Source organism: Nocardioides secundeburneus, assembly GCF_039939255.1.
Taxonomy (GTDB): Bacteria; Actinomycetota; Actinomycetes; order Propionibacteriales; family Nocardioidaceae; genus Nocardioides.
The window spans coordinates 494,391-520,831 of the sequence record NZ_JBDUUE010000003.1; the positions used below are offsets into that span (position 1 = coordinate 494,391).

A 26,441-nucleotide genomic window follows, 5' to 3' on the forward strand; every position below is an offset into this window, starting at 1 on the left:
GACGACGGGGCATCACGCCGTCTCGTCGGGGACGAGCTCGTAGGCGACGTCGGTGCCGAGACCGACGGTGCGTGAGACCGTGCAGATGCGGTCGTGGGTCTGCTGCAGGAACCGCGGCAGCATCGCGCGCGCCTTGTCGCCTCCCTCCCCCTCGGGGAACGCGGTGTCGAACAGCAGCCGTAGCTGCTCCATGCGCCCGCCGGTCTCGTCGCGCACCTTGTGACCCTCGGCGACGACGTCGAACCGCGTCGGCTCGGCCCGGCGTCCGGTGAGCTCCTCGACGTTGACCGCCGCGCAGCCGGCGAGGGCGGCGAGCAGCAGCTCGACCGGCGTGAAGTCGGTCTCGGAGCCGCCCACGTCGATGCGGCCACCCGCCGCGTTGACGATCGTGAAGGCGCCCTGGCCCGTGCGGGTCAGGGTGACGCTGCGATAGCTCTCGGCGGGCCGAGCGGGCTGGTGGGTGGGCTGGTCGGAGGGCGTCTCGGGCATGGACGACAGCGTGCCACGACACGCGCGGGCCGGGCCCGCCTTGAACGAGGCGGCCGAGTTCGTCACGGTGGAGGGGTCAGAGAACGACACGGCAGGACCCGACGGAAGGCGAGCATGCTCACCCTCACCGAGAACGCCAGCACGATCGTCCGCGACATCACCCACCAGCCCGGCTTCGGCGACGGCGCCGGGCTCCGCATCACCAGCGACGCCGACCCGTCGTCGTTCGCGATCGCGCCCGCCGAGGGTGCCGCGCCCGACGACCAGGTCGTCGAGCAGGCCGGAGCCACGGTCTTCCTCGACGAGCGTGCCGCCGAGCTCCTCGACGACAAGGTCCTCGACGCCGCGGTCGACGACGAGGGGCGGGTGGAGTTCGCGCTCGCCTACCAGGGCTGAGGCTGCTCCTCCCTCGCGACGGGACCCGATCCGCCCGGATCGGGTCCCGTCGTCGTGCCCGGCGGGGCAACACCGACAGGCGGCTTCCCCTCGTCCCGGACACGGGCGATCCACAGCCGATCCTCATGGTTGGTCCCAGAAGTCACACCAGTCCCATCAGCCCCATCAGCCCCGTCGACGTCCTCCGTTCGGCCACCAGGGACTAGTCACCCCGGCCAGACCTCCAGAACGCCTGGTCAGGACCGACCGGCGGGTGTTCCGCCGGGGGCCGGCGTCGCGGACAGTGGTCGGCATGCCCCCCACCCCCCACCGGGCGGTCCTCTCGGTCGCCCTTCTCCTCCTGGCCCTCGCGGCCCTGTCGCTGCCGGCGCCGCTCGCGCACGCCGCCGACGGCCCCGGGGCCACGGTCGAGCGTCGGGCGGGCTGGGTCAGCGGGTGGCCCACCACGCCGGCGACGGTCAAGCCCGGTGCGGTGCTCGTCACCCGCGTCCGGGTCAGCGGCGGCGCCCGCCCGGTGCAGCTGCAGCGGCGGGTCGGCAGCGCCTGGCGCACGGTGGACGCCGTCCGGTCGGCCGGCACCGGGCGCGCGGCGCTCACCTGGCGAGCGCCACGGGCCGCTGCCAAGGTCGCGCTGCGGGTGCTGGTCCCGAAGGCGGGCCGCCGCGCCGCCGTCGTCACCCGAGGCCGGCTGGTCACCGTCGTCCGTCCCGCCGCCGACCAGGCCGTGCTCACCCCGACGCTCACCACCGTGGTGACGCTGGTCAACGAGGCCCGGGCGCTCGGACGCCGCTGCGGCGGGACATACTACCCCGCCGTGCCGGCCCTCAGCGTGAACACCAGGCTGAGCGCCGCGGCCGCGAGCCACGCACAGGACATGGCCGCCCGGGACTACTTCTCGCACACCAGCCCCAACGGCGACGACCCCGGCGACCGGCTCGAGGACGCCGGCTACGACTGGCGCAGCTACGGCGAGAACATCGCCGCCGGCTACCGCGCCGCGGCCGACGTCGTCCAGGGCTGGCTCGACAGCCCCGGGCACTGCCAGAACATCATGGGTCGCTTCACCGAGATCGGCGTGGGCTACGCCTTCGACGCCGACTCGCAGTGGGGCCACTACTGGGTGCAGGAGTTCGGCACCCGCTGACCCACCACGGTTCCCCCCGCACGTGGGCCCACCCCAGGAGGCTGCTCCTAGGGTGGGCCCATGAGCGTCTCCTCGGCCCGCGCACTGCTCCACACCGAGGCGCTCGCGCGCCGCGAGCTGCTCGACGTCACCGCCTACGACGTCGCGCTCGACCTCGCCTCCGACGCCGAGGTCTTCGGCTCGGTCACCTCCATCACCTTCGAGAGCCGGGGCGGCGCCACGTTCGTCGACCTCAAGCCGACGCGGGTGAGGTCGATCAGGCTCAACGGTGCGCCGGTCGACGTCGACACCCTCGACGGTGGACGGTTGCCGATCCTCACGGTCGCCGGCACGAACGTGCTCGTCGTCGACGCCGTCATGCCGTTCCGCAACGACGGCGAGGGCCTCCACCTGCACGTCGACCCGGCCGACGGGCGCCGCTACGTCTACGGCATGTCGTTCATGGACGCCGCCCCGACCGTCTTCGCGTGCTTCGACCAGCCCGACCTCAAGGCGCCGTACACGTTGCACGTACGCGCCCCGCACGACTGGGTCGTCGTGGGCAACGCCCCGGCCACCAACCCCGAGCCCGGCACCTGGGAGATCGGGCCGACGCAGCCGCTGTCGACCTACGTCGTCACGGTCGTCGCCGGGCCCTACCACGTCATCCGCGACGAGCACGACGGCATCCCGCTCGGGCTGAGCGCGCGGCAGAGTCTCGCCGTCCACCTCGACAAGGACGCCGACGAGCTGCTCACCCTCACCCGGCAGTGCTTCGACGAGTACCACCGCCGGTTCGGCATCCGCTACCCGTTCGGCGACTACCACCAGGCGTTCGTGCCGGAGTTCAACGCCGGCGCGATGGAGAACCCGGGCTGCGTCACGTTCCGCGACCAGATGGTCTTCGACACCCGGGTCACGCGCGGCACCCGGATCCACCGTGCGACGACCGTGGCCCACGAGATGGCCCACCAGTGGTTCGGCAACATCGTCACGCCGGCCTGGTGGGACGACCTGTGGCTCAACGAGTCGTTCGCCGAGTACATGGGCAACCGGGTCACCGCCGACGTCACCCGGTACGCCGACGCCTGGACCCACGTCTCGTGGGCCCGGCGGCAGTGGGGCCTGACCGCCGACCAACGCGCGACGACGCACCCGGTGGCGGGCAACGGGGCAGTCGACGCGATCGTCGCCCTGCAGAACTTCGACGGCATCTCCTACGCCAAGGGCTCGAGCATCCTGCGCCAGCTCGCGACGTCGCTCGGCGACGACGTCTTCTTCGCCGGCGTGGTCGACCACCTCACGCGTCACCGGTTCGGCAACGCGACGATGCACGACCTGTTCGCCTCGTGGGAGCGGGCCGGCGCCGACGACCTCGCTCCCGTGGTCGACCAGTGGCTGCGCACGGCCGGCCCCGACATACTCTCGGTCGACCGCGAGACCGCCGTGCTGCACCGCACGCCGCCGTCCGGGCACCCGGCCGACCGCACCCACCGGCTCGACGTCGTCACCCTCCGCGCCGGCGCCGTCACCAGCACGCCGCTGGCGGTCCAGGACGACACGACACCCTGTCCGATCGAAGCCGACGGCACGACGGCCGTGCTCGTCGATCCGCACGAGGTGAGCTGGGGCGTCTACGTCCCCGACCGTCAGACCGTCGCGGCCCTGGTCTCCGAGCTGCCGCGCCTGACCGACGACGCCGTGCGCGCCGGCGCCTGGAACAACGTCAAGAGCGGCTTCAGCATGGCCCGCGTGGCCCCCGACGCCGTCGTCGACCTGCTCGTCGCGGCCTTCCCGGTCGCCGACACCGAGGACACCGCCCGGCACACGGTGCCCTGGGTGCTGGCCGAGGTGCTGCCCGCCGCAGCCCCCGGCTCGCGGGCGCGGGTCCACGACGCCGCGGCCGGGCTCGTCGCCGACCTCGAACCGGGCTCCGAGCACCAGCTCGCCGCGTTCCGGGCCGCCGTCCGCACCGCCGACGACGTCGACCTGCTCCGCTCGTGGCTGGTCGACACGCCCGAGGGCGTCGAGCCCGACTCCGACGTCCGGTGGCGGCTGCTGGTGCAGCTGGCCACGCTCGGCGGCACCGACCAGGCGGCGCTCGACGCCGCCCTGGCCGACGACCCTACGGCCAGCACCCGCGTGCAGCACGTGCGGGCGTCGACGTCGCTGCCCACGCCCGAGGCCAAGCAGCTCGCCTGGCGCATGTTCACCGGCGAGCTCGATGTCGCGAACTACGAGCTCGAAGCAGCCGGCCACGGCCTGTGGCAGGGCACCCAGCGCGAGCTCACCGACCCCTACGTCGAGCGCTACTTCGCCGAGCTGCCGGGCACCTCCGCCGTCCGGTCGGGATGGGTGCTGGCGCTCGCCGCCGAGGCGTTCTTCCCACGGACCCGCGTCGACACCGAGACCCTCGAGAGCGCACACGCCCTGCTCGGGGCCGGCGTGCTCGAGCCGGCGGTGCACCGCCGCGTGGCCGATCAGGCCGACGTGCTCGCCCGGCGTCTGGCCGTCCGGGCCGCCTACCCGGTCGCTGCGGCATGACGAGCGAGCGACGCCCGGGTCCCTCGGTGCGCCTGCGGGTCACCGAGCTGCGCGACGACGTCGAGCGTGGCCGCGAGGACCGGGTCGTCACCGAGGAGCCCCTCGAGATCCGTCTCCAGTGGCCCGGCGCGCCCGCCCGCCGCGTGTGGGTCACCATGCGCACCCCCGGGCACGACTTCGAGCTCGCCGCCGGCTGGGCGGTCCACGAGGGCCTCGCCCCGGCCGCGCCCGGGGCCGTGCACGGGGTGGCCTACTGCACCGACGTGACCCTGGCCCCCGACCAGGAGTTCAACGTCGTCACGGTCACGCTCGACCAGGCGCCGACGGTCCTGCCCCACCAGCACGACGCGCTCTCGGCCGGCTCGTCGGCCTGCGGGGTGTGCGGGCGCGACAGCGTCGACTCCGCCCTGACCACCACGGGCCCGCCCTGGTCGGCCGGGCTGCCGTCGTCCGAGGTCGTGCGCGGCCTGCCCGACGCGCTGCGCGCGCACCAGCGGGTCTTCGACCGCACGGGCGGCGTGCACGCGGCCGGCCTCGCCACAGCGGCCGGCGAGCTGCTCGTCGTCCGCGAGGACGTCGGTCGCCACAACGCCGTCGACAAGGTCACCGGGGCCCGGCTGCTCGCGGGCGAGCCCGTCGCCGGCGCCTGCCTGGTGGTCAGCGGCCGCGCCGGGTTCGAGCTCGTGCAGAAGGCGGTCGCGGTCGGCACCGGCGCGTTGGTCGCGGTCGGTGCGCCCACGAGCCTCGCGGTCGACCTCGCCCGGCGTGCCGGGCTCGTGCTCTACGGGTTCGCCTCGGCCGACCGGGTCGTGCGCTACGCCTGAGCCGGACCGAGGTCCGCGGGGATCCCGATGACCCCGTCGACGTCGACGTCCCACCGCCGGGACAGGGGTTCGACGATCCCCCACTCGACGCCCAGCCCGACCGCGACGGTGCACATGGCCGCGATCATGACGTCGCCGAGCGCCGAGCTGCTGTCGAGGATCGCGAACCCCAGCACCACCCAGAGGGGGACGAAGAAGCGCACCGCGATCGCGAGCACGAAGAACCCACCGACGACCACCAGGGCGATGAGCCACCCCGTCACCCGGGCGCGGCGGCTCTCCTCCACGGGTTCGTCGACGCCACCGGCGTCCGGGCAGAGGTCCTCCACGCTCCACGGCTTCGGCACCGGCGGACGTCGCAGGCGGACCGCCGTCCACAGCAGGAGGACCACCACGGCGGTCGTCGCCGCCAGGCGCCCGCTGGCGCCGGCGCCCCAGTGCGCCACGAACGCCCCCGAGAAGCCGACCGACGAGGCGATCACGGCCGTCAGGCTGGTCAGCTCCAGCACGAGCTTCCGTCGCTGTCGTCCGTCCACGTACACCCCCTCCGTCCGGACGACGAAGGCTAGGGCGTCGGAGGGCACCGTGTGACGACTTCGGCAATCCCGGTCCGCCCGGCGCGTAGGCGCGACTGTGTCGGGGGTGGCCCCTAACGTCGGCTCCATGCGCATCCTCCACACCTCCGACTGGCACCTGGGCCGGTCGTTCCACCGCGAGGGGATGCTGACCCACCAGGCCACCTACGTCGACCACCTGCTCGAGGTCGTCGCGGCCGAGCAGGTCGACCTCGTCGTCGTGTCCGGCGACGTCTACGACCGCGCGCTGCCGCCGGTCGACGCCGTCCGGCTCGCCGACGACGCCCTGGTCCGGCTCGCGCACTCGCGGGCCACCGTCGTCGTCTCGAGCGGCAACCACGACTCCGCCCACCGCCTCGGGTTCAGCGCCCGGCTGATCGACGCCGCCGGGGTCCACCTGCGCACCGATCCGGCCGGGGTCGGCACGCCGGTCGTCGTCCACGACGAGCACGGGCCCGTCGCGGTCCACGCAATCCCCTACCTCGACCCCCACGCCGTCGCCGGGCCGTGGTCGCTACCGGTGCGCTCGCACCAGGTCGCGCTCGACGAGGCGATGACGCGGGTGCGGGCCGACCTCGCCGGCCGCCAGGGCACGCGCTCGGTCGTGCTCGCGCACGCCTTCGTCGCCGGCGCGCAGCCCAGCGACTCCGAGCGCGACATCTCGGTCGGCGGCGTCGCCCGCGTGCCCACGTCGGTCTTCGACGGCATCCACTACACCGCGCTCGGTCACCTGCACCGCCCGCACGCCATCGACGACCGCCTGCGCTACAGCGGCTCGCCGCTGGCCTACTCGTTCTCCGAGGCCGGGCAGCGCAAGGGCTCGTGGCTGGTCGACCTCGCCGCCGACGGCTCGGTGCGCGCCGAGCTCGTCGAGGCACCGCGGCCGCGGGCACTCGCCCGACTGCGCGGCACCCTCGACGACCTGCTCGCCGACCCGGCGCTCGCCGTCCACGAGACCGCGTGGGTCGAGGCCACCCTCACCGACACCCACCGGCCCGCCCACGCCATGGACCGGTTGCGGCGCCGGTTCCCGCACGCACTCCTGCTCGGCTTCGAGGCCACCCGCACGCCGTGGGGCGGGCTGCCCGCCTCGTCGTCCACCGGACGACGCGACCACGACGTCGCCCACGAGTTCATGACCGACCTGCGCGGCGTCGCGCCCACCGCCGCCGAGGTGGCCCTGCTCGACCGCGCCATCGACTGCTGTGCCGACCCGGGTGATCGCCCGTGAGGTTGCACCACCTGCGCGTCGAGGCGTTCGGGCCGTTCGCCACGAGTGCCGAGGTCGACTTCGACGAGCTCTCCGAGGCCGGCCTGTTCCTGCTCTCCGGCGCCACCGGCGCCGGCAAGACGAGTGTGCTCGACGCCGTGTGCTTCGCGCTCTACGGCGACGTCCCGGGCGATCGCGGCAGCGCCAAGCGGCTGCGCTCCGACCACGCCGCGCCGCACACCGTCCCGCGGGTGACCCTCGAGGTCACGCTGTCGGGTCGTCGGTTCCGCGTCGTGCGTTCGCCCGCGTGGCGTCGTCCGAAGCGCCGGGGCGAGGGCACCACGGCCCAGCAGGCGGGGGTCACCCTCAGCGAGCTCGTCGACGACTCCTGGACCCCGCTCTCGAGCCGCCTCGACGAGACCGGCGACCTCCTCGGTCGTCTCCTCGGCCTCAGCCTCACGCAGTTCACCCAGGTCGCGCTGCTGCCGCAGGGGCGGTTCCAGGCGTTCCTGCGCGCCCGCTCCGACGAGCGCCACCGGCTGCTGCAGCAGCTGTTCCACACCGGGCGCTTCGAGCGCGTCGAGCAGTGGCTCGCCGAGCGCCGGCGCGACCTGGGGCGCGAGCACGCCGTCGTCCGCGCCGAGGTCGACGACGTCGTCAGCCGGGCCAGCGAGGCGGCCGGCGTGCCGGCTCCCGACCACGGCGACGGCGAGGTCGAGCACGACGACCTCACGGCCTGGCTCGCCCGGCTCGTCGCCGACGCCGAGGCCGAGACGTCGACCTCGGGCGCGGCCGTGGGCCACGCCGCCGAGCGCGAGCGGATCAGCCGGGCCGGCCTCCAGCAGGCCCGCGTCGTCGCCGACCGCGCCGCCCGCACCCGGGCTGCGGCCGCCGAGCTCGACGAGCTCGAGGCCACGGCCGCCGTCCACCACGACGACCGACGCCGCCTCGACGCCGCGCGCCGGGCCGCCGCCGTCCGCCCGCTGCACACCGTCGCGGTCAACGCCAACGCCACCGCCGTCCGGGCCCGCGAGCACGCCGCCCACGCCTTCGACCTCGCCCGGCGCCACCTCGGCGACCACCTCCGGCCCGAGACCCTCGACGACGCCGAAGACCACGCGGCGGCCGTGCTAGCCGACGTACGCTCGTTCCGACCGCGCGGCCTGCGTCTCGAGCAGGCGCGGGTCGAGCGGCGCGAGGTCGAGCGCGGGCTCGAAGCCGCCACCGTCGCGCTCGCGCAGGCACAGGCCGCCCAGCGCGACCATCCCGCGCTGCTGGCCGCGTCCCGCGAACGGCTGGCCGCGGCCGGCCGCGAGGCCGAGCGCGCCGTGGCGCTCGACGAGCGGGTCTCGCAGCGGCGCGCCGCGCTCGCGGCGCACGACGAGCTCGCCGGCCTCGAGGTCACCGCGGCTGAGGCGCGTACCGCCTATCTCGACGCCCGTGAGTCGTGCCTGGGGCTGCGCGAGCGGCTCGTCACCATCCAGCACGCCCGGGTCGACGGCATGGCCGCCGAGCTGGCCACGGCCCTGGCCGTCGGTGCCTGCTGCCCGGTCTGCGGCTCGGCCGACCACCCCGACAAGGCGCACCCGGCTCCCGGCGCGCCCGATGCCGCCGCCGAGAAGGCCGCGCGGGCCGAGGTCGACACCGCTGCGTCGCTCGAGCACGCGCACAGCGAGCACCTGCGCGAGCTCGAGATCCGCGTGGCCGCGGTGCGCGAGCGCACGGGCGACCTCGGCCGTGCCGAGACCGCGACCGCGCTCACCCAGGCCGACAGTGCCCTGCGGCGCGCACGCGGTCAGGGCTCGGCCCTGCCCGGGCTCGAGCACGACGTCGCCGCCCTCGAGGCGGCTGCCGTCCGGCTCGAGGCCGACGTCGACGACGCCGAGCGCCACTGCGCCGCGCTCGAGCTGCGCCACGGCGTCCTGGTCGACGAGGTGGCCACGCTCGACGCCGAGCTGCAGGCCCTGCTCGGCGACCACGACGACCTCGACGAGCTCGTGCGCCACCACGAGCGCACCCGAGAGCTCTGCGCCACCGCCGCGACCCGCGCCCGCGACGCCGCAGCCGCAGCCGCGGCCGCCGACGACGCCCGGGCCGCCCTGCTCGACGCGGCCGACGACGCCGGGTTCGCCGACGTGCACGAGGCCGTCGCCGCGGCGCTCGACCGCAGCGGCCTCGATGCCCTGTCAGCGAAGGTCGCCCACCACGAGGCCCGCCTGGCGGCCGTGCGTGCCGTGCTCGCCGACGTCGACGTCCCGCTCGACGACGGCCCGTCGGTCGCCGAGCTCGAGGTGGCCCACGGTCGCGCCCTCGCGGCACTGGCCGATGCCGAGACACGCGCCCGGGTCTCGGCCACCCGCCTCACCCGCCTCGCCGGGCTCCGCTCCGAGCTCGCCGACGTGCTCGAACGCGCCGTCCCGCTGCGGGCCGAGCTCGACCTCACGACGTCATTGGCCGCCTTCGTCGAGGGCAGGTCCCCCGGCAACCGGCTGCGCATGCGCCTGTCGGCCTACGTGCTCGCCTACCGGCTCAGCCAGGTCGTCGCTGCCGCGAACGAGCGGCTCGCGCGCATGAGCGACCAGCGCTACTCGCTCGAGCACACCGGGCACCGCGGCGCCGGCGAGACGCGCGGCGGCCTCAGCCTGCTCGTGCACGACGACTGGTCCGGCGACACGCGCGACCCCGCCACGCTCTCGGGCGGCGAGACCTTCGTCGTCTCGCTCGCGCTGGCCCTGGGCCTGGCCGACGTCATCGCCCACGAGGCCGGCGGCGCCTCGCTCGACACGCTCTTCGTCGACGAAGGCTTCGGCTCGCTCGACGCCGACACCCTCGACGACGTGCTCGACGTGCTCGACGATCTGCGCGACGGCGGCCGGGTGGTCGGTGTCGTCAGCCACGTCGCCGAGATGCGCGACCGCATCCCCACCCAGCTCGTCGTCACCAAGTCGCGGCAGGGCTCCGCCGTCTCCGTGCGACGGTAGCGCCGGCCGTCAGTCGGTGCCGGCCGCCCCGTGGGAGATCGCCTCGAGCAGGGCGTTGTTGAAGGCCGGGATGTCGTCGGGATTGCGGCTGGTGATGAGGTTGCGGTCGGTCACGACCTCCTCGTCGCGCCACTCGCCGCCGGCGTTGCGGATGTCGGTCTGCAGGCTCGGCCACGAGGCCAGCGCGCGGCCCTGCACGACGTCGGCCTCGACGAGCACCCACGGCGCGTGGCAGATCGCCGCGACCGGCTTGCCCGAGTCGACGAACTGCTTGACGAACGACACGGCGTCCTCGTCCATCCGCAGTGCGTCGGGGTTGGCGACGCCACCGGGCAGCACCAGCGCGTCGTAGTCGTCGACGTCGGCATCACCGACGGTCTTGTCGACGGCCTGGGTGTCGGCCTTGTCGAGGTGCTCGAAGAGCTGCACCTCGCCCGCTTCGACGGCCAGCAGCACCGGCTCGTGACCGGCGTCGGTCACCGCCTGCCACGGCTCGACCAGCTCGGCCTTCTCGATGCCCTCGTTGGCGGTCAGGAACGCGACCTTCTTGGTAGCCATGCCTCGACGCTAGGCCGACGAGCGCCTCGACCCACCGCCCACGAGGGTGATGGGCCTCCGAGATGGGCTAGGCCGGGTCGGCGGCGACCGATCGCCACGAGCCGAGGTCGAGGCCCCAGTCGTCTCGCAGGCGCTGCAGCTGTGGGCGGTAGAGGGCCCGTAACGAGTCCTCCAGTCCCGGCGTCCACTGCCAGTCGGCGCGCGACGACGACCCGGAGGCGTCCTGCACGCCGGAGAGCGCGACAGGGTCGAGGCCGAGCACCGACCACAGTCGGTCGAGCGTGGCCTGCGGGTCAGTGCGCGCCTGCTCGAAGACGAGGACGTGCATCCGGTCGCGGCCGACCGCGGCCGCCCACATGTCGAGCTGGTCGGCGTACATGCCGGTCCAGGTCTGCACCGTGATCGGCACCGGGTAGGGCCATGGCGACGGGTTGCCGGCCGCCTCCCGGGTGGCGGCCAGGCGCATGGCCGAGCGGAACCGCTCGACCGGGTCGCGCAGGACGACGAGCACGGGCACGTCGGGCAGCAACCGCGCGGCCGCGGCCGGGACCGAGGCGTGCCGCAGGTACTGCGGGGTCCAGTCACCGCGACGCACGCCGTCGGCGGGGAAGAGGTCGAGGTAGTCGGCCTCAGGCACCCGGCGGTCGGCTACCTTCTGGAGCAGGTGCTGCTCCTTCTTGCCGTTGGTGCCCAGCCCGACCTGCGGGTGCTGGGTGAGCAGGTCGGTGAGCCAGGTCGTGCCGCTGCGCTGCGCACCGATGCCCAACCACGACGGCCCCGCAGGCACACCATCAACCATGTCGCAGACCCTAGTCGTGGCGGGCTAGGTTGCTGGACATGCCCGGTCTCGACCCGACCTTCGCCGACCTGCCCTACCGCGTCCTCGGCGATGCCGCCCTCGCCCGCGCCCGCGAGCTCGGCGTGACCCACGCCGACTTCCGCTTCGAGCGGGTGCGCTACCAGAGCCTGCGGGTCAAGGACGGCGTCCTGCAGGGCGCCAGCGACGCCGAGGACCTCGGGTTCGCCGTCCGGGTGATCCACCGCGGCTCGTGGGGCTTCGCCTCCGGGGTCGTGCTGACGCCCGACGAGGCGGTCCGGGTCGCCGAGACCGCCGTGGCCGTCGCCACGGTCGCCTCGGGCATGACCACCACGCCCGTCGAGATCGCCGACGAACCGGTGCACGACGACGTCACGTGGGTCAGCTCCTACGTCACCAACCCCCTCGACGTGCCGGTGTCCGACAAGGTCGCCACGCTCGTCGACTGGACGCAGCGCCTGCGCCGCGGCGCCGCCGTCGACCACGCCACGGCCTACGTGCTGCAGGTGCAGGAGAACAAGTACTACGCCGACCTCGCCGGCACGCGGACGACGCAGCAGCGGGTGCGGCTGCAGCCCGGCTTCGAGGCGATGGGCGCCGGGGCCGACACCTTCGACTCGATGGCCAGCATCGCGCCACCGGTCGGCCGCGGGTGGGAGTTCGTCACCGGCAGCGTCGCCGACGGGGCCTGGGACTGGGACGCCGAGATCGACGAGGTGCCCGAGCTGCTCGCCGAGAAGCTCAAGGCGCCGAGCGTCGAGGCCGGCACCTACGACCTCGTCATCCACCCCAGCAACCTGTGGCTCACCATCCACGAGTCGATCGGGCACGCCACCGAGCTCGACCGCGCGCTCGGCTACGAGGCCAACTACGCCGGCACGTCGTTTGCGACGATCGATAAGCTCGGCACGCTGCAGTACGGCTCCGGGGTCATGAACGTCACCGGCGACCGCACCGTCGAGCACGGCCTCGCCACCATCGGCTACGACGACGAGGGCGTCCAGACGCAGGGCTGGGACATCGTCAAGGACGGCGTGCTCGTCGGCTACCAGCTCGACCGGCCGATGGGCGTGATGCTCCCGGAGCTCAACGGCGGTCGCTCCAACGGTTGTGCCTACGCCGACTCCCCCGGCCACATCCCCATCCAGCGCATGGCCAACGTCTCGTTGCAGCCCGACCCCGATCCCGGCGGTCCCGGCACCGACGACCTCATCAGCCGTGTCGAGCGCGGCCTGTACATCGTCGGCGACCGCTCGTGGTCCATCGACATGCAACGGTTCAACTTCCAGTTCACCGGACAACGCTTCTATTCGATTCGCGACGGCGAGATCGTCGGCCAGGTGCGCGACGCGGCCTACCAGGCCACCACCACCGACTTCTGGAACTCGCTCGAGGCGGTCGGCAACGCCGACACCTGGGTGCTCGGCGGGGCGTTCAACTGCGGCAAGGCCCAGCCGGGCCAGGTCGCGGCCGTGAGCCACGGCTGCCCGACGTCGCTCTTCCGCGACGTCCGGATCCTCAACACGCTCGAGGAGGGCGGCAACTGATGACGGTCACCACGCCCCAGTCCCTGGTCGAGCAGGCCCTCGTGACGTCGACGGCCGACGACTGCGTCGTCATCGTCCGCGACAAGACCAGCGCCAACCTGCGCTGGGCCAACAACACCCTCACCACCAACGGGGTCATGCACGGCGTCACCGTCACGGTGATCTCCTTCGTCGGCGGAGCCACCGGCTCGGTCACCGGCAGCGCGACCACGCAGGCCCAGGTGGCCGACCTCGTCACCGCGGCCGACGCGGCCGCCCGCGCGGCGTCCCCGGCCGAAGACCGCAACCCGCTCGTGACGGCGGCCGACTCCCCCGCGAGCCCGGGGTGGGACGACGCCCCCGAGCCCACCGACATCCACGTCTACGACGCGTTCGCCCCGGCCCTCGGCGAAGCGTTCGGGCGCGCGGGCGACGGCGACCGGGTCCTGTACGGGTTCGTGAACCACGAGATGACGACCACCTACCTCGGCTCGTCGACCGGTCTGCGGTTGAGGCACGTGCAGCCGACCGGCCACTACGGCTGTACCGGCAAGAACGCGGCACTCACCGAGAGCGCCTGGGTGGGGGGCGCGACGCGCGACTTCGCCGACGTCGACGCGCTCGCCATCGAGGCCGAGATCGCCCAGCGGCTCGCGTGGGGCAGTCGCCGCGTCGACCTGCCGGCCGGCCGCTACGACACGATCCTGCCGCCGTCCGCCGTGGCCGACGTGATGATCGACGCCTACTGGTACGCCGGCGCGCGCACCGCCTGGGAGGGCCAGTCGGTCTACAGCCGCCGGCCCACCGGCACACGCATCGGCGAGACGATCGCTGCGCGCGGCGTCAACCTCTTCAGCGACCCCCTGCACGATCGGCTCCAGTGCGCGCCGTTCAACGTCGCGTCGTCGTCGGGCGACGAGAGCTCGGTCTACGACAACGGCCTCCCGCTCGCGCGCACCGACTGGATCCGCGACGGCGAGCTCACCGCGCTGCTCCAGACCCGCCACAGCGCGACGCTGACCTCGCAGCCGGTCACCCCGGCGATCGACAACCTGGTGCTCGAGGTCGACGGCGCCACGGGCTCGATCGACGACCTGGTCGCCGGCACCGAGCGCGGTCTGCTGCTGACGTGCCTGTGGTACATCCGCGAGGTCGACCCGCAGTCCTTGCTCCTCACGGGCCTGACCCGCGACGGCGTCTACCTCGTCGAGAACGGCGAGATCACCGGCTCGGTGAACAACTTCCGCTGGAACGAGAGCCCGATCGACCTGCTGCGCCGCTTCACCCACGCCTCGGCCACCGTGCCGAGCTTCAGCCGCGAGTGGGGCGACGACTACTTCTCCCGCACGGCGACGCCCGCGCTCAGGGTGCCCGACTTCAACATGTCGAGCGTGTCGCAGGCCATGTGAGGCCGCGGCCTCGTCGGATGCAGCGTCGCCGAACCGTCAGCTCAACCACTCCCGCAGGGCGGGGTCGGCCAGGGCCTCCCAGACGTCGTCCAGCTCGGTCTCGCGCGCGGTGGAGACGGCCTCCTCCCGGGCGTGGAGGACGCCGTAGCTGAACGCGCTCTCACCGGCGCCGGTGGCCTCGCGGGCGATGCGTCGCAGCTCGCCCCGGGCGACGGCGCTGTCCTGCCGGTCGCCGAGCACGCGGGTGACCTCCTGCGCCGCCTTGCGGAGCCTCTTCGCCTCCGCACCCCACGCCGGTTCGAGCGTCTCGCAGGCGTAGCGCAGCCGCTTCGCGGCCTTGCGGACGTCGTGCAGGGCCTCGTCGTGCGCGGCCGTCCCCTCGAGCGCGCGCGCCACGTCGAGCGCGTCGCGCACCCGCTCCCAGTCGCGCTCGACCCGGCGCGGCAACACCTTCGTGGCGCGCTTGTCGGCCTTCGGCGTCCAGGGCGGCTGGTCGACGACCGCCGTGAGACGGTCGAGCAGGCGGCGGTAGCGGGGTGAGTCGAGCACCTGCTGGGCGTGCCGGTCGGCGACCCGCAGCCGCTCGGCGTAGGTGCGGTCGATGCGGCGCCGCACGGGACCGACGACCTGGGCCCGCGGCAGCTGGGCGACGCCGTCGCGCAGACGGTCGCGGATCACCTCGGCGTCGCGACCGTCGCCGAGCGTGCGGGCGAGCCACCCGAGCTCGTCACGCAGCGGGTCGGCGACCGCGCGGTCGACGAGCGGGCGGTAGGTCGCCAGCGCCCCGCGGAGTCGACGGCACGCGACGCGCAGCTGGTGGACGCCGTCGTCGACCCCGCGACGGACGTCGCAGTCGCGCGCCCGTAGCTCGGCAGCGAGCGCCAGCAGCCGGGCGTGCAGCACCAGTCCGGCCGGGCCGTCGGCGCTCGGCTCGGGCGCGGGCGCCAGCGCCGCCAGCTGCTCGGCGAGCACGGTGCCGATCTTGCGCTGCTCCGTGCTCGGGTGGATGCCGCTCCGCGCCAGGAGGACGTCGGCGTCGTCGAGCAGCGCCGGCGGCGCCGCGACCAGCTCGACCTCGACCTCTCGCCACGCCACCGCCGTGCCCCCCGTGGGCGTGCCGACGACGACGTCGTCGGCCACCTCGGCGAGCACCACGCCGTCGAGGTCGAGCAGGTAGGTCGTCGTGCGGACCGTCTCGATGACGGCGACCGGCACGAGCGGGCGCCCGCGCGTCCAGCCGAGGACCGTGCGCGCCAGCGCCTGGGGCACCGCGACGCTGGAGCCGAGCGCACGACGCACCTCGTCGCGGCCGTCGCCCGCCGGCACCTTGAGGTGCCAGCCCTCGTCGGAGCCTCCGACCCGGCGCCGCAGCGTGACCCCGGCCCGGACGAAGTCGAGGTCGGCGGTGTCGAGGTAGGTGGCGACCAGCGTCGCGGTGGCCGGCTCGGTGACGGTAGCGACGCCCTCGAGGCCGCCGAGATCGGGGAGGAGGTCGGTCGGGCCGACGGCGTAGGCCCGCTCGACCTCGTGGTGGGTTGGCACCACCACGTTCTACCGGACCGCGGTGAACACCCTCGGGTCGTAGGGCGCGCGGGTGAACAGGAACGTCGCGCACTCGAGGTGGTGCTCGTGCACGTGCAACGTCTCGCCCCGGTGGTAGCCGCTGTCGCCGACGAGCACGCCGTCGTCGCGGCGCACGAACGTCGAGGTGAGCGTGCCGACCTGCAGCCGGCGCAGCTCGAGCCGGTCGTGCTGCCAGCGCCACTCGGTCGCGGTGTTGCCCCAGAACCACACGCCGAGCAGGGGCTCGACGTCGGCCGGCAGGCTCGTCGTCGGGATCCAGGGCTCGACCCGTGGGGCGTCGCTGGCGGCGTCGGCGAGCAGGGCGGGGACGGCGGCCCGCACGTCGAGCCCGGTGGTGGCGTTGGTGAGCACGACGGCGCCGTCGCCGGTGTCCGGCTCGACGAACAGCACCGACTGGAAGCCCGGCATCGAGCCGGGGTGACCGACCAGGCTGCGCCCGCCGAGCTCGGCGAGCTGGAGCCCGAGGCCGTAGGTGGGATCGAGTCGAGGGGTGCGCATCTCGGCGGCCGTCGCCTCGGCAAGGAGGTCCGGACGGCGTCCGAGGAGCACGCCGGCCCACGTGGCGAGGTCGGCGACGGTGCTCCACAGCTGTCCGGCCGGACCCATGGCGCCGGTGTCGGTGTGCGGTTCGTCGTCGAGCTGTCCGGTGAAGTGGCGGACGCTGCGGCCCTGGGCGTGCGGGGCGACCGGCCCCCACGTCGTGCGGCTCATGCCGAGAGGCTCGAGCAGCTGCTCACGGACGACGTGCAGCCACGACGCTCCGTGCAGCCGGGCGACGAGCTCGCCGAGCAGCCCGTAGCCCAGGTTGGAGTAGTGGAACCACTCCCCCGGCGCGGCGACCGCGCCCGTGCCGTCGTCGGCCGCGACGAGCTCGGCGAACGAGCCGCCGGTCGAGCGCTCCCACCAGGGTCCGGTGGGCTCGGCCTGGAGGCCGCCGGTGTGGCCGAGCAGGTCGCCCAGGCTGACTCCGCCGTACGACGTGTCGGGCACGTGAGCGTCGAGACGGTCGTCGAGCGAGACCCGGCCCTCGTCGCGCAGCTGCAGGACCAGCACCGCGGTGAAGGTCTTGGTGATCGAGCCGATGCGGTAGGCGGTGCCGACGTCGGCGTGCACGCCGGCCGTCTCGGCGAGCACGCCGTCGCGGAGCACGCCGGCGACGACCGTGGGCAGCCGGCCGTCGTGCTGGATCGCTGTGAGCCGCGCCGCGAGGCTCACTCGGCGAAGGCCTCCGGCGAGGGGCACGAGCAGACCAGGTTGCGGTCGCCGTAGGCCTGGTCGATGCGGGCGACCGGGGGCCAGTACTTGTCGGGGTCGATGCCGGTCGGGAACACCGCGACCTCGCGGGAGTAGGCGCGGTCCCACTCGCCCACGAGGGCACGAGCCGTGTGCGGGGCCCCGCGCAGCGGCGAGTCCTCCGGGGTCCACTCACCCGCGCCGACGCGGTCGATCTCGCCCTTGATGGCGATCATCGCGTCGCAGAAGCGGTCGATCTCGGCGAGGTCCTCCGACTCGGTGGGCTCGACCATGAGCGTGCCGGCGACGGGGAACGACATCGTCGGGGCGTGGAAGCCGTAGTCGACGAGCCGCTTGGCGACGTCGTCGACGCTGACGCCGGTCGACCTGGTGAGCTCGCGGACGTCGAGGATGCACTCGTGGGCCACCAGGCCGCCGTGGCCGGTGTAGAGCACCGGGAAGTGCTCGCCGAGCCGCTTGGCGACGTAGTTGGCGGCCAGGACGGCGCTCGCGGTGGCGCGGGCCAGGCCGGCCGGGCCCATCAGGCGCACGTAGGCCCACGAGATCGGCAGGATGCCGGCGGAGCCGTAGGGCGCGGCGCTGATCGGGCCGATGCCCTCACGCTTGTCGGCGTCGGGGTGCATGCCGTGGCTGGGCAGGAACGGCGCGAGGTGGGCGCGCACGGCGACCGGCCCGACGCCGGGTCCGCCGCCGCCGTGGGGGATGCAGAACGTCTTGTGCAGGTTGAGGTGCGACACGTCGCCGCCGAACTCGCCGGGCTTGGCGTAGCCGAGCAGCGCGTTGAGGTTGGCGCCGTCGACGTAGACCTGACCGCCGGCGGCGTGCACGACCTCGCACAGCTCGGTGATGGTGTCCTCGTAGGCGCCGTGGGTCGAGGGGTAGGTGACCATGATCGCGGCGAGGTCGTCGGCGTGCTTCTCGCACTGCTCGCGCAGGTCGGCGAGGTCGACGGTGCCGTCGTCGGCGTTCTTGACCACGACGACCCGCATGCCGGCCATCACCGCCGACGCCGCGTTGGTGCCGTGGGCGCTGGCCGGGATGAGGCACACGTCGCGCTGCTCGTCGCCGCGCGAACGGTGGTAGCCGCGGATCGCGAGCAGACCGGCGAGCTCGCCCTGCGAGCCGGCGTTGGGCTGGATCGAGACGCGGTCGTAGCCGGTGACCTCGGCCAGCCAGCCCTCGAGCTCGTCGACGAGACGGCGGTAGCCGGCGGCGTCCTCGGCCGGAGCGAACGGGTGCAGGTCGGCGAACCCGGGCAGGCTGACCGGCTCCATCTCGGTCGTGGCGTTGAGCTTCATCGTGCACGAGCCGAGCGGGATCATGCCGCGGTCGAGCGCGTAGTCGCGGGCCGAGAGCGTGCGCAGGTAGCGCAGCATCGAGGTCTCGGAGCGGTGGGTGTGGAAGACCGGGTGGGTGAGGAACTCGGTGGTGCGGGCCAGCGCGGCCGGCAGGGCGTCGAGCGGGTCGACCTGCTGCGGCACCACGCCGAAGGCCTGGTGGACGGCGCGCAGCGTCGACGGCGTGCTCACCTCCGAGAACGACAGCCCGACCGTGTCGGCGTCGACGAGGCGCAGGTGCAGGCCCAGCGCCCGCGCAGAGGCCACGAGGTCGGCGGCGCGACCGGGCGCCGAGACGCTGAAGGTGTCGAAGAAGGTCTCGGTGAGCACCGGGTAGCCGGCCGCCTGCAGCGAGGCGGCGGCGCGCGCGGCGAGGTCGTGGGTGCGACGCGCGATGCCACGCAGCCCGTCGGGACCGTGGTAGACGGCGTACATCGAGGCGACGACGGCGAGCAGCACCTGCGCGGTGCAGATGTTCGAGGTCGCCTTGTCGCGGCGGATGTGCTGCTCGCGCGTCTGCAGCGCGAGCCGGTAGGCCGGGCGGCCCTCGGCGTCGACGCTGACGCCGACCAGGCGGCCGGGCAGGTGCCGCTCGAGGCCCTTGGCCACCGACATGAACCCGGCGTGCGGTCCGCCGTAGAACAGCGGGACGCCGAAGCGCTGGCTGGACCCGACGACCACGTCGGCGCCCATCGAGCCGGGCGACTCGAGCAGCGTGAGGGCGAGCAGGTCGGTGGCGACGACCGCGAGGCCGTTGCGCTCGTGGACGGCGTCGATGACCGGGCGCGGGTCGCGGATGCGGCCGCTCGCGGCGGGGTACTGCACGAGCACGCCGGACACCTCGCCGTCGGGGAGGCCCTGGTCGAGGTCGGCGACGACGACCTCGATGCCCATGGCCTCGGCGCGGGTGCGCACGACCTCGATGGTCTGCGGCAGCGCGTCGGCGTCGACGACGAACGGACCCGCGGCCTTGCGGTTGCCGCGACGCACGAGCGTCATGGCCTCGGCGGCCGCGGTGCCCTCGTCGAGCAGGCTCGCCCCGGACGTCGGCAGGCCGGTCAGGTCGCTGACGACGGTCTGGAAGTTGATCAGCGCCTCGAGCCGGCCCTGGCTGATCTCGGGCTGGTAGGGCGTGTAGGCGGTGTACCAGCTCGGGTCCTCGAGCACGTTGCGCCGCACGACGGGCGGGGTGATCGTGCCGTGGTAGCCCAGGCCGATCATCGGTTCGGCCGGCCGGTTCATGGCGGCGATGGCGCGCAGCTCGCGCGAGGTCGCCTCCTCGGTCAGGGCCGTCGGCAGGTCGAGCGTCTCGGTGGCCCGGATCGCGCCGGGTACGGCGGCCTCCATCAGCTCCTCGATCGAGGAGTGGCCGACCTCCTTCAGCATCACCGCGACGTCGTCGGCGGTGAGGCCGACGTGGCGGTCGACGAAGGCGAGCGGCCCGTCGGGGGCAGAGAAGGACTGTCCGGACTGATCGGTCACGAGGGCTCCCTGGGTCGGGTGACGGCCCTCCCCCTCTGTCACCCCGGCGGTGGGGCTCCACAGGTGCCTGCTCCGCGCGGTCCGGGTGCCTGAGAGGTTCCGGGGAGGAATTGCCCCTTCGGCGCTTCGTGCTGCTGAAGACTCTCCCGCGCGGGATCGATCAGCGGTGACCACGGTACCGGGTCCGCAGCGCTCGCCGGAATGCGCGACCCGCCGAACGAAGCAGACCATGGTCATGGCCACGCTGGAAGGTCTGAGCCGAGCGCCACGACGACGCGACCACAAGTCGAGGACAACCGCCGCGAAGCGGAGCGAGGCGCGCGCTGGCGTCTGACCGACGAGCGAATCGGGGGCGACGCGAAGCGAGCCCCCGAGCGAGCGAGGAGAGAAGACGTCAGCTCGGCGCGGCTCGCGCAGCGAGCAGTCCGAAACTGGGCTGGACCCGTCACCTCGGGAAGGGGAGACGGGTCCAGGTCTGGGGGAAGCGACCGAGCGGGAGGCTCAGCCGGTCTGACGGGCCTGCCGGCGGGCGGCGAGCTCGTCGGTGGCGGACGGCGCGGCGGGCTCGTCGGCGCGCTCGCTGGGCAGCTCGGCGAGGGTGCCCTCGATCTCGCGCCAGACGCCGCCGATGGCGATGCCGAAGACGCCCTGGCCGCCCTGGAGGAGGTCGATGACCTCGTCGTTCGACGTGCACTCGTAGACCGAGGCGCCGTCGCTCATCAAGGTGACGGTGGTGAGGTCCTCGGTGCCGCGCTCGCGCAGGTGCGAGACGGCGATGCGGATCTGCTGCAGCGAGACGCCGGCGTCGAGGAGGCGCTTGATGATCTTGAGGATGAGGATGTCGCGGAAGGAGTAGAGCCGCTGCGAGCCGGAGCCCCTGGCGCCGCGGACCTCGGGCTCGATGAGCCCGGTGCGCGCCCAGTAGTCGAGCTGGCGGTAGGTGATGCCGGCGGCGCTGCAGGCCGTGGGGCCGCGGTAGCCGCGGTCGCTGGGCAGCGGGGAGACGTCGTCGGTGAAGAGCAGGCCCTGCTCCTGCGCGGTCTCGAGCGTGGCGTGGTCGACGCCGTCCTCGTGCTGGGGCTCCTGCTCGTTCACTGCGGTCCTCCGGGTCTACTCCGTGTGTGCAGCTCCCGGGAAGGTGTCTGGGTGACACGCGTGGAGTTACAACGAAGACAGTTCAAGGTACGGCGGCGCAGGGAGTGGGTCAAAGATGCCGGCGGCGTGTCGCAACCCTCAACCTCATGTCGAGGGTCAGGGCTGGCTCAGGTCTCGGACTCGGGCGAGCCGGACTCGAAGTCCTCGGGCGTCACGTGGTCGAGGAACTCGCGGAACTTCTCGACCTCGTCCTCCTGCTCGGCCGGCACGGCGAGTCCCGCCTCGTCGAGCACGCCCTCGGCGCACACGATGCGGGTGCCGGTGCGCAACGCCAGCGCGATGGAGTCGGAGGGCCGCGCGCTGACCTCGACGCCGGAGCCGAAGACCAGGTTGGCGAAGAACACGCCGTCCTTGACGTCGGTGATCTGCACCTCCGCGAGCGCGTTGCCGGTGGCCTCGAGGACGTCCTTGAACAGGTCGTGCGTGAGCGGCCGCGGCGGGACGACGCCCTGTTGCGCGAACGCGATGGCGGTGGCCTCGACGGCGCCGATCCAGATGGGCAGGTAGCGCTCTCCCGTCACCTCCCGCAGCAGCACGATCGGTTGGTTGGAAGGCATCTCGACCCGGACTCCCATGACGTCGACCTCGCGCATGTCTCAACCCTACTCGCGGGGGCACGCGACCGCTTCGCCCCTCGGCGGTTCGTGGGCCACCCTTCCGACCGACCAGGCCCCGTGGTTCGGTGGCCCACCTACCGCCGGCCCGGGGCGCGCGCCGGAGACCGACGTCAGCCGCGCTTGAGCCCGGCTTTGACCAAGGTGGCGTGCAACCGCACCGAGAGCGCCGCGATCTCGGAGACGGCGTCGTCGGCGCGCGCGGCGGCGCCGGCGTCGCGCCCGCGGCGCAGCGGTGCGACGACCTGCTCGACGAGGCCGACCTCGCGGTCGGCGGCGGCGCGGAAGGCGCGCAGGTGGCGCGGCTCGAGGCCGAAGTCGGCGAGCTCGCGCGCGGTGCGCGCGATCACGAGGGCGTCGGTGTCGTAGTGGCCGGTGCCGGCGCGGGGCGTGATCAGGCCGAACTGCTCGAGGGCGGCGAGCAGCTCGTCGTCGATCTCGGCGATCTTGACCAGCTCGCGGCGGGAGAGGCGCAGCTGGTCGCGACGGGCGAACGACTCGGCCGACGGCAGTCCGTCGGCGGCGAGCGCGACGGTGGGCACCGTGGGCACGGTGGGCTCGACCGGCGGCGGCTCGAGCCCGCGGTCGAGCGCGTCGAGGTGCTCGCCGATCACCTTGAGCGGCAGGTAGTGGTCGCGCTGCATGGTGAGCACGTAGCGCAGGCGCTCGACGTCGCCGGCACCGAACTTGCGGTAGCCGGACGGCGTGCGCTCGGGCTTGATGAGGCCCTTGTCCTCGAGGAAGCGGATCTTGGGGATCGTGATCGTCGGGAAGTCGGGGCGCAGCTGGTCGAGGACCTGCCCGATGTTCAGCCGGGCGGAGTCGTCGTCGGGCTCCCTGCCGCCCCGGAGCTCGCTCGGCACGACAGCCTCAGTGCGTCTCGTGCCCGGAGAAGAACACGAGGCGGTACTTGCCGATCTGGACCTCGTCGCTGTCCTTGAGCTGCACGCGCTCGTCGATGCGGTCGCGGTTGACGTAGGTGCCGTTGAGGCTGCCGGCGTCGCTCACCGTGAAGGAGCCGCCGTCGCGGTGGAAGACCGCGTGGTGGCGCGAGACGGTGACGTCGTCGAGGAAGATCTCACTGTCGGGGTGCCTCCCGGCGTGCACCTCGTCGGCGTCGAGCAGGAAGCGGCTGCCGGCGCCCGGGCCCTTCTGCACGACCATCAGCGCGTGCCCGACGGGCAGGGCGTCGACGGCCGCGGCGTCGACCGGGTTGAGCGCCCGGTCGGAGGTCTCGGACTTCTCGACGCCGACGCCGATCTGGATCGTCGCGGTGGACTCGCCCACGGGGTCGCCCGACACGGTCGACTGCGGCTCGACGCTCAGCAGGCGGGTGCCGCACTGCGCGCAGAAGCGTGCGTCATCGGGATTCTGCCTCCCGCAGTTGGTGCAGAACGGCATCGTTCGGTCCCTCCATGTCGACCCAAGGCGGCCCGCTCGAACCCTCACTACGTTGCTGAGGGTGACGGTTCGCCGAACCTATCAGTCGGACGGTGACCCCGCTGGCCGAGGGCCGATCCTCGCTCGGCGTCGGGTGGGCTCAGCCGTCGAGCGTGGCGACGTAGGCGTCGGGGGTCAGCAGGGCGTCGACGTCGGACGGGGACGCCGGCACGACCTCGAACAGCCAGCCGCCGCCGTAGGGGTCGTTGTTGACCAGCTCGGGGGTGGCGTCGAGCGCCTCGTTGCGGGCCACGACCTCGCCGGTGATGGGGGCGTAGACGTCGCTGACCGACTTGGTCGACTCGAGCTCACCGCACGTGCCGCCGGCCTCGACGGTCTCGCCGAGCTCGGGCAGCGAGACGTAGACGATGTCGCCCAGCGCGTCCTGCGCGTAGTCGGTGATGCCGATGCGCACCGAGCCCTCGTGCTCGCCGGGCGTGCGCACCCACTCGTGCTCGACGGTGTACTTCAGGTCCTCGGGGTACACGTGGCTCCTCTGGCTGCTCTGGGTCGGTGCCGCGACCCTAGCGCGTCGCGGACGGCGTCCGAGACCTCACCCGGTGGGTTCGGCGAACTCGGACGTGCGGGGCTCGGCGACGGAGTCGATGTCGATCTCGGACTCCTCCTCGGTCTCGATCCGACCGCCGTCGTCCTCGATCGCGGTCGTGGTCGACGGGAAGGTCATCGCGCCCCTCAGCGCGCTGGGGTCGCCGATGGCGTCGATGACGAACGGCGGCTCGAGCAGGACGCCGTCGACCAGCAGGCCGCCCTCGGCGTCCTCGAACGCGCTGTCGGCGACCAGGCGCACCTCGCCGTTGACCTGGATGGCCTCGGCACCCACGGAGCGGAGCTCCTGGATGACGTCGAGGAAGGTCGAGACCTTGATCGGGCTCGTCACCTCCGACAGCGTCACCCGGACGCCGGGCCCGCTGACCGGCACCCGCCCGGCGAGCACGGTGAGGCTGTCGAGCTCGCGGCGGGCCCGGTCGATCGCGGCCTGGCGCCGGGTCGACTCGGACTGCAGGTCGTCGCGGGAGCGCACGAGCCGGTCGATCTCGGCCTGGGTGCGCTGGCTCGCGCCGGCCAGGCCGTTGAGGACGTCGATGAGGTCCTGCTCGCGCAGGCTGGCGTAGCTGGAGTCGTCCTCGGTGGCCCGGATCTGCGTGATCGCCGCGAACCCGACCAGGGCGAGCAGGACGCCGACCACCGCCTGGCTGCGGTTGGGGCGTGCGAGGGCGCGCCACAGCCGGGCGCGTCCGGACTCCTGCTCCTCCCCCACGGCGACGGCCTAGGCGTGGAAGAGGTGGCGGCGGATGGCGGCCACGTTGGAGAAGATCCGGATGCCGAGCACCACGATGACGCCCGTGGACAGCTGACCGCCGACCCCGAGCCGGTCACCGAGGTAGACGATGCCGGCGGCGATCACGACGTTGCTGACGAACGAGACGACGAAGACCTTGTCGTCGAAGATGCCGTCGAGGTAGGCGCGCAGGCCGCCGAAGACGGCGTCGAGCGCGGCCACGACGGCGATCGGCAGGTAGGGCTCGACGCTGAGGGGCACGTCGGGCCGCAGGATCAGGCCGAGGACGACGCCGACGGCGAGGCCGAGTGCGGCGATCATGGGTTCGTGCCACCTCCTCCGTTGTCGTCGGGCCGGTCGTCGGGGTCCGGCGGCGTGATCGTACGCAAGGTGCGCCGACCGACGGGAGCTGCCGGGAGGGCGAGCTCGTCGACATTCTGCATCGTCACCCGGAGCCGGTAGTAGTCGGCCGTCACGAGGAACGACGCGCCGGTCGAGGTCTCGGCGAAGCGGGACTGCAGGGTGCGGACGTCGCCGATGGCCTCGACCGTGAAGGGCGGGGCCACCCCGATGCGGTTGACCTCGATCGCCGTGCCGCTCACGCGGATGGCCGAGGTCGCGGTGAGCCGCTGGCCGTTGATCGCGACGGCCTCGGCGCCGGCCTCGAACAGGCCGTTGACGAGCAGGCGGAGGTCGCGGTCCTTGACCTGGTCGCTGCGCGAGGCGTCGGGCGCCTGGTCGACGACGATGCGCACGCCCTCGCCCTTGACCGGCACGAAACCGGTGCTGACCTGCAGCCGCCGGCTGGCGGACGTCGCCTGCTGGGCCTGGTCGGTCAGGCGCCGGGTGGAGGACTCGAGGAGCGCGACGTCGTCGCGCAGGTCGGCGAGGCGCTCCTCCTGGGCCGCGCGTCGGTCGCTGGCGCTCTCGATGCGCTCGACGAGCGTGGCCCGGCTCTGCGAGACGACGTCGCGGTTGCGGGTGGTCTGCACGAAGGCCACGGCGACGAGCACGCCGAAGACCGCGAGGACGGCGGCCGCGACCCGCGGAGGGCGGCCGAGCGGCGCGCGGGGCGCGCCCGCGGCCTGGCGCTCGGCGGCCACCTGGTAGTCCTCGTCGAGGGACTGCTGGGTGATGAGGGTCAGCAGCGGCATCCGCACGCGGTCGGGGACGACGAGGTGCTCGCGCGGGCCGGCGTCGGGGGTCGGCCGGGAGCCATCGCCGGGGGTGTCGTCGCGCTCAGCCATCGCGGGTCGGCCGGCGTTCGGTGGTCGCGAGCAGCTTGCGCACCTGCCAGGCGTAGAGGATGCCGGCCCACCAGTACAGGCCGATGCCCCAGAACGCGAACGCCCACCCGAAGACCTCGGCGAGCGTGGCGACGGTGCCCTCGCCGTCACCGAGGAGCAGGAGCGGGAAGGCGTAGAGCAGGTTGAAGGTCGCGGCCTTGCCCAGGAAGTGCACCGGCAGGGCGCTGTAGCCGCGGGTGCGGAGCATCGGCACGAGACCCCACATGAGGGCGTCGCGCAGCGGCAGCGAGATCGCGAGCCACCAGGGCACGACGTCGCGCAGGGCGAGGCCGACGACGACGGCCAGGATGTAGAGACGGTCGGCGACGGGGTCGAGGATCTGGCCGACCACCGACTGCTGGTCGAGCCGGCGCGCGAGCCAGCCGTCGAGGTAGTCGGTGACGCCGGAGAGCATCAGGACAGCCAGGGCCCAGCCGTCCTCCTCGGGGCCGAGCACGAGCCACAGGAACAGCGGGACGCCGAGCAGGCGGAGCGCGCTGAGGGCGTTCGGGATGGTCCACACGAGGGCGCGCGGAG

General features: G+C 73.6%; 24 protein-coding genes and 1 riboswitch. Of the genes, 8 read left to right on the forward strand and 16 right to left on the reverse strand.

Annotated features, from left to right (window positions below):
- Positions 1-12: 12 nt before the first annotated feature.
- Positions 13-489 (reverse strand): OsmC family protein, encoded by a 477-nt coding sequence (locus tag ABFT23_RS10560; protein ID WP_347894932.1) that lies wholly within the window; start codon positions 487-489, stop codon positions 13-15.
- Positions 490-603: 114 nt separating this feature from the next.
- On the opposite strand from ABFT23_RS10560, the gene ABFT23_RS10565 reads away from it, so the two are divergent.
- The 4 genes from ABFT23_RS10565 to ABFT23_RS10580 all read left to right on the forward strand — a co-directional run bounded on the left by ABFT23_RS10565 (position 604) and on the right by ABFT23_RS10580 (position 5,376).
- Positions 604-885 (forward strand): Fe-S cluster assembly protein HesB, encoded by a 282-nt coding sequence (locus ABFT23_RS10565; protein ID WP_347894934.1) that lies wholly within the window; start codon positions 604-606, stop codon positions 883-885.
- 292 nt (positions 886-1,177) lie between these two features.
- Positions 1,178-2,029: a CAP domain-containing protein gene (locus ABFT23_RS10570; RefSeq protein WP_347894935.1), complete on the forward strand. Its 852-nt coding sequence runs from the start codon at positions 1,178-1,180 to the stop codon at positions 2,027-2,029.
- A gap of 60 nt (positions 2,030-2,089) precedes the next feature.
- Positions 2,090-4,552 (forward strand): aminopeptidase N, encoded by a 2,463-nt coding sequence (pepN, locus tag ABFT23_RS10575; protein WP_347894936.1) that lies wholly within the window; start codon positions 2,090-2,092, stop codon positions 4,550-4,552.
- Positions 4,549-5,376, forward strand: a complete 828-nt coding sequence (locus ABFT23_RS10580; RefSeq protein WP_347894937.1) for a formate dehydrogenase accessory sulfurtransferase FdhD — start codon at positions 4,549-4,551, stop codon at positions 5,374-5,376. Before pepN ends, ABFT23_RS10580 begins: the two co-directional genes overlap by 4 nt.
- On the opposite strand, the gene ABFT23_RS10585 is transcribed toward ABFT23_RS10580, so the two are convergent.
- On the reverse strand, positions 5,367-5,912 hold the full coding sequence (locus tag ABFT23_RS10585) for a hypothetical protein (RefSeq protein ID WP_347894938.1): 546 nt from the start codon (positions 5,910-5,912) through the stop codon (positions 5,367-5,369). The genes ABFT23_RS10580 and ABFT23_RS10585 overlap by 10 nt on opposite strands.
- Positions 5,913-6,039: 127 nt before the next feature.
- Between ABFT23_RS10585 and ABFT23_RS10590 the strand changes: the two genes are divergently transcribed.
- A complete protein-coding gene (locus ABFT23_RS10590; RefSeq protein ID WP_347894940.1) occupies positions 6,040-7,182 on the forward strand; it encodes an exonuclease SbcCD subunit D in 1,143 nt (380 codons plus the stop codon).
- Positions 7,179-10,142, forward strand: coding sequence for an SMC family ATPase (locus ABFT23_RS10595; protein WP_347894942.1), 2,964 nt, complete (start codon positions 7,179-7,181; stop codon positions 10,140-10,142). Before ABFT23_RS10590 ends, ABFT23_RS10595 begins: the two co-directional genes overlap by 4 nt.
- Before the next feature lie 9 nt (positions 10,143-10,151).
- On the opposite strand, the gene ABFT23_RS10600 is transcribed toward ABFT23_RS10595, so the two are convergent.
- Entirely contained in the window at positions 10,152-10,700 is a 549-nt protein-coding gene (locus tag ABFT23_RS10600) for a type 1 glutamine amidotransferase domain-containing protein (protein ID WP_347894943.1), read from the reverse strand.
- Positions 10,701-10,767: 67 nt separating this feature from the next.
- Positions 10,768-11,499, reverse strand: a complete 732-nt coding sequence (locus ABFT23_RS10605; RefSeq protein WP_347894944.1) for a sulfotransferase family protein — start codon at positions 11,497-11,499, stop codon at positions 10,768-10,770.
- 38 nt (positions 11,500-11,537) lie between these two features.
- Between ABFT23_RS10605 and ABFT23_RS10610 the strand changes: the two genes are divergently transcribed.
- Together ABFT23_RS10610 and ABFT23_RS10615 are read left to right on the forward strand one after the other, a co-directional pair.
- Positions 11,538-13,064: a TldD/PmbA family protein gene (locus tag ABFT23_RS10610; RefSeq protein WP_347894946.1), complete on the forward strand. Its 1,527-nt coding sequence runs from the start codon at positions 11,538-11,540 to the stop codon at positions 13,062-13,064.
- A complete protein-coding gene (locus ABFT23_RS10615; RefSeq protein WP_347894948.1) occupies positions 13,064-14,452 on the forward strand; it encodes a TldD/PmbA family protein in 1,389 nt (462 codons plus the stop codon). The genes ABFT23_RS10610 and ABFT23_RS10615 overlap by 1 nt, the downstream gene beginning before the upstream one ends.
- A gap of 36 nt (positions 14,453-14,488) precedes the next feature.
- On the opposite strand, the gene ABFT23_RS10620 is transcribed toward ABFT23_RS10615, so the two are convergent.
- From ABFT23_RS10620 to ABFT23_RS10675, 12 genes are all read right to left on the reverse strand, one after another.
- Positions 14,489-15,994: a CYTH and CHAD domain-containing protein gene (locus ABFT23_RS10620; protein WP_347894950.1), complete on the reverse strand. Its 1,506-nt coding sequence runs from the start codon at positions 15,992-15,994 to the stop codon at positions 14,489-14,491.
- 9 nt (positions 15,995-16,003) lie between these two features.
- On the reverse strand, positions 16,004-17,251 hold the full coding sequence (locus ABFT23_RS10625; RefSeq protein WP_347894951.1) for a serine hydrolase domain-containing protein: 1,248 nt from the start codon (positions 17,249-17,251) through the stop codon (positions 16,004-16,006).
- Entirely contained in the window at positions 17,248-20,109 is a 2,862-nt protein-coding gene (gene gcvP, locus ABFT23_RS10630; RefSeq protein ID WP_347894953.1) for an aminomethyl-transferring glycine dehydrogenase, read from the reverse strand. Before gcvP ends, ABFT23_RS10625 begins: the two co-directional genes overlap by 4 nt.
- Before the next feature lie 67 nt (positions 20,110-20,176).
- A riboswitch (glycine riboswitch) is annotated at positions 20,177-20,268 on the reverse strand.
- A 342-nt stretch (positions 20,269-20,610) separates the two neighbouring features.
- Positions 20,611-21,204, reverse strand: a complete 594-nt coding sequence (locus ABFT23_RS10635) for a MerR family transcriptional regulator (RefSeq protein ID WP_457623277.1) — start codon at positions 21,202-21,204, stop codon at positions 20,611-20,613.
- Between the two features lie 167 nt (positions 21,205-21,371).
- Complete coding sequence (locus ABFT23_RS10640) at positions 21,372-21,857, reverse strand: bifunctional nuclease family protein (RefSeq protein WP_347894955.1); 486 nt, start codon at positions 21,855-21,857, stop codon at positions 21,372-21,374.
- A gap of 134 nt (positions 21,858-21,991) precedes the next feature.
- Positions 21,992-22,741, reverse strand: a complete 750-nt coding sequence (ftsR, locus tag ABFT23_RS10645; RefSeq protein ID WP_347894960.1) for a transcriptional regulator FtsR — start codon at positions 22,739-22,741, stop codon at positions 21,992-21,994.
- A 7-nt stretch (positions 22,742-22,748) separates the two neighbouring features.
- Positions 22,749-23,279, reverse strand: coding sequence for an FHA domain-containing protein (locus tag ABFT23_RS10650; protein WP_347894965.1), 531 nt, complete (start codon positions 23,277-23,279; stop codon positions 22,749-22,751).
- 139 nt (positions 23,280-23,418) lie between these two features.
- A complete protein-coding gene (gene gcvH / locus ABFT23_RS10655; protein WP_347894967.1) occupies positions 23,419-23,805 on the reverse strand; it encodes a glycine cleavage system protein GcvH in 387 nt (128 codons plus the stop codon).
- Positions 23,806-23,871: 66 nt separating this feature from the next.
- Positions 23,872-24,597: a DUF881 domain-containing protein gene (locus ABFT23_RS10660; RefSeq protein ID WP_347894969.1), complete on the reverse strand. Its 726-nt coding sequence runs from the start codon at positions 24,595-24,597 to the stop codon at positions 23,872-23,874.
- Positions 24,598-24,606: 9 nt separating this feature from the next.
- Positions 24,607-24,939: a small basic family protein gene (locus ABFT23_RS10665; RefSeq protein WP_347894971.1), complete on the reverse strand. Its 333-nt coding sequence runs from the start codon at positions 24,937-24,939 to the stop codon at positions 24,607-24,609.
- Positions 24,936-25,865: a DUF881 domain-containing protein gene (locus ABFT23_RS10670; RefSeq protein ID WP_347894972.1), complete on the reverse strand. Its 930-nt coding sequence runs from the start codon at positions 25,863-25,865 to the stop codon at positions 24,936-24,938. The genes ABFT23_RS10665 and ABFT23_RS10670 overlap by 4 nt, the downstream gene beginning before the upstream one ends.
- Complete coding sequence (locus ABFT23_RS10675; RefSeq protein ID WP_347895082.1) at positions 25,858-26,427, reverse strand: CDP-alcohol phosphatidyltransferase family protein; 570 nt, start codon at positions 26,425-26,427, stop codon at positions 25,858-25,860. The genes ABFT23_RS10670 and ABFT23_RS10675 overlap by 8 nt, the downstream gene beginning before the upstream one ends.
- Positions 26,428-26,441 lie beyond the last annotated feature (14 nt).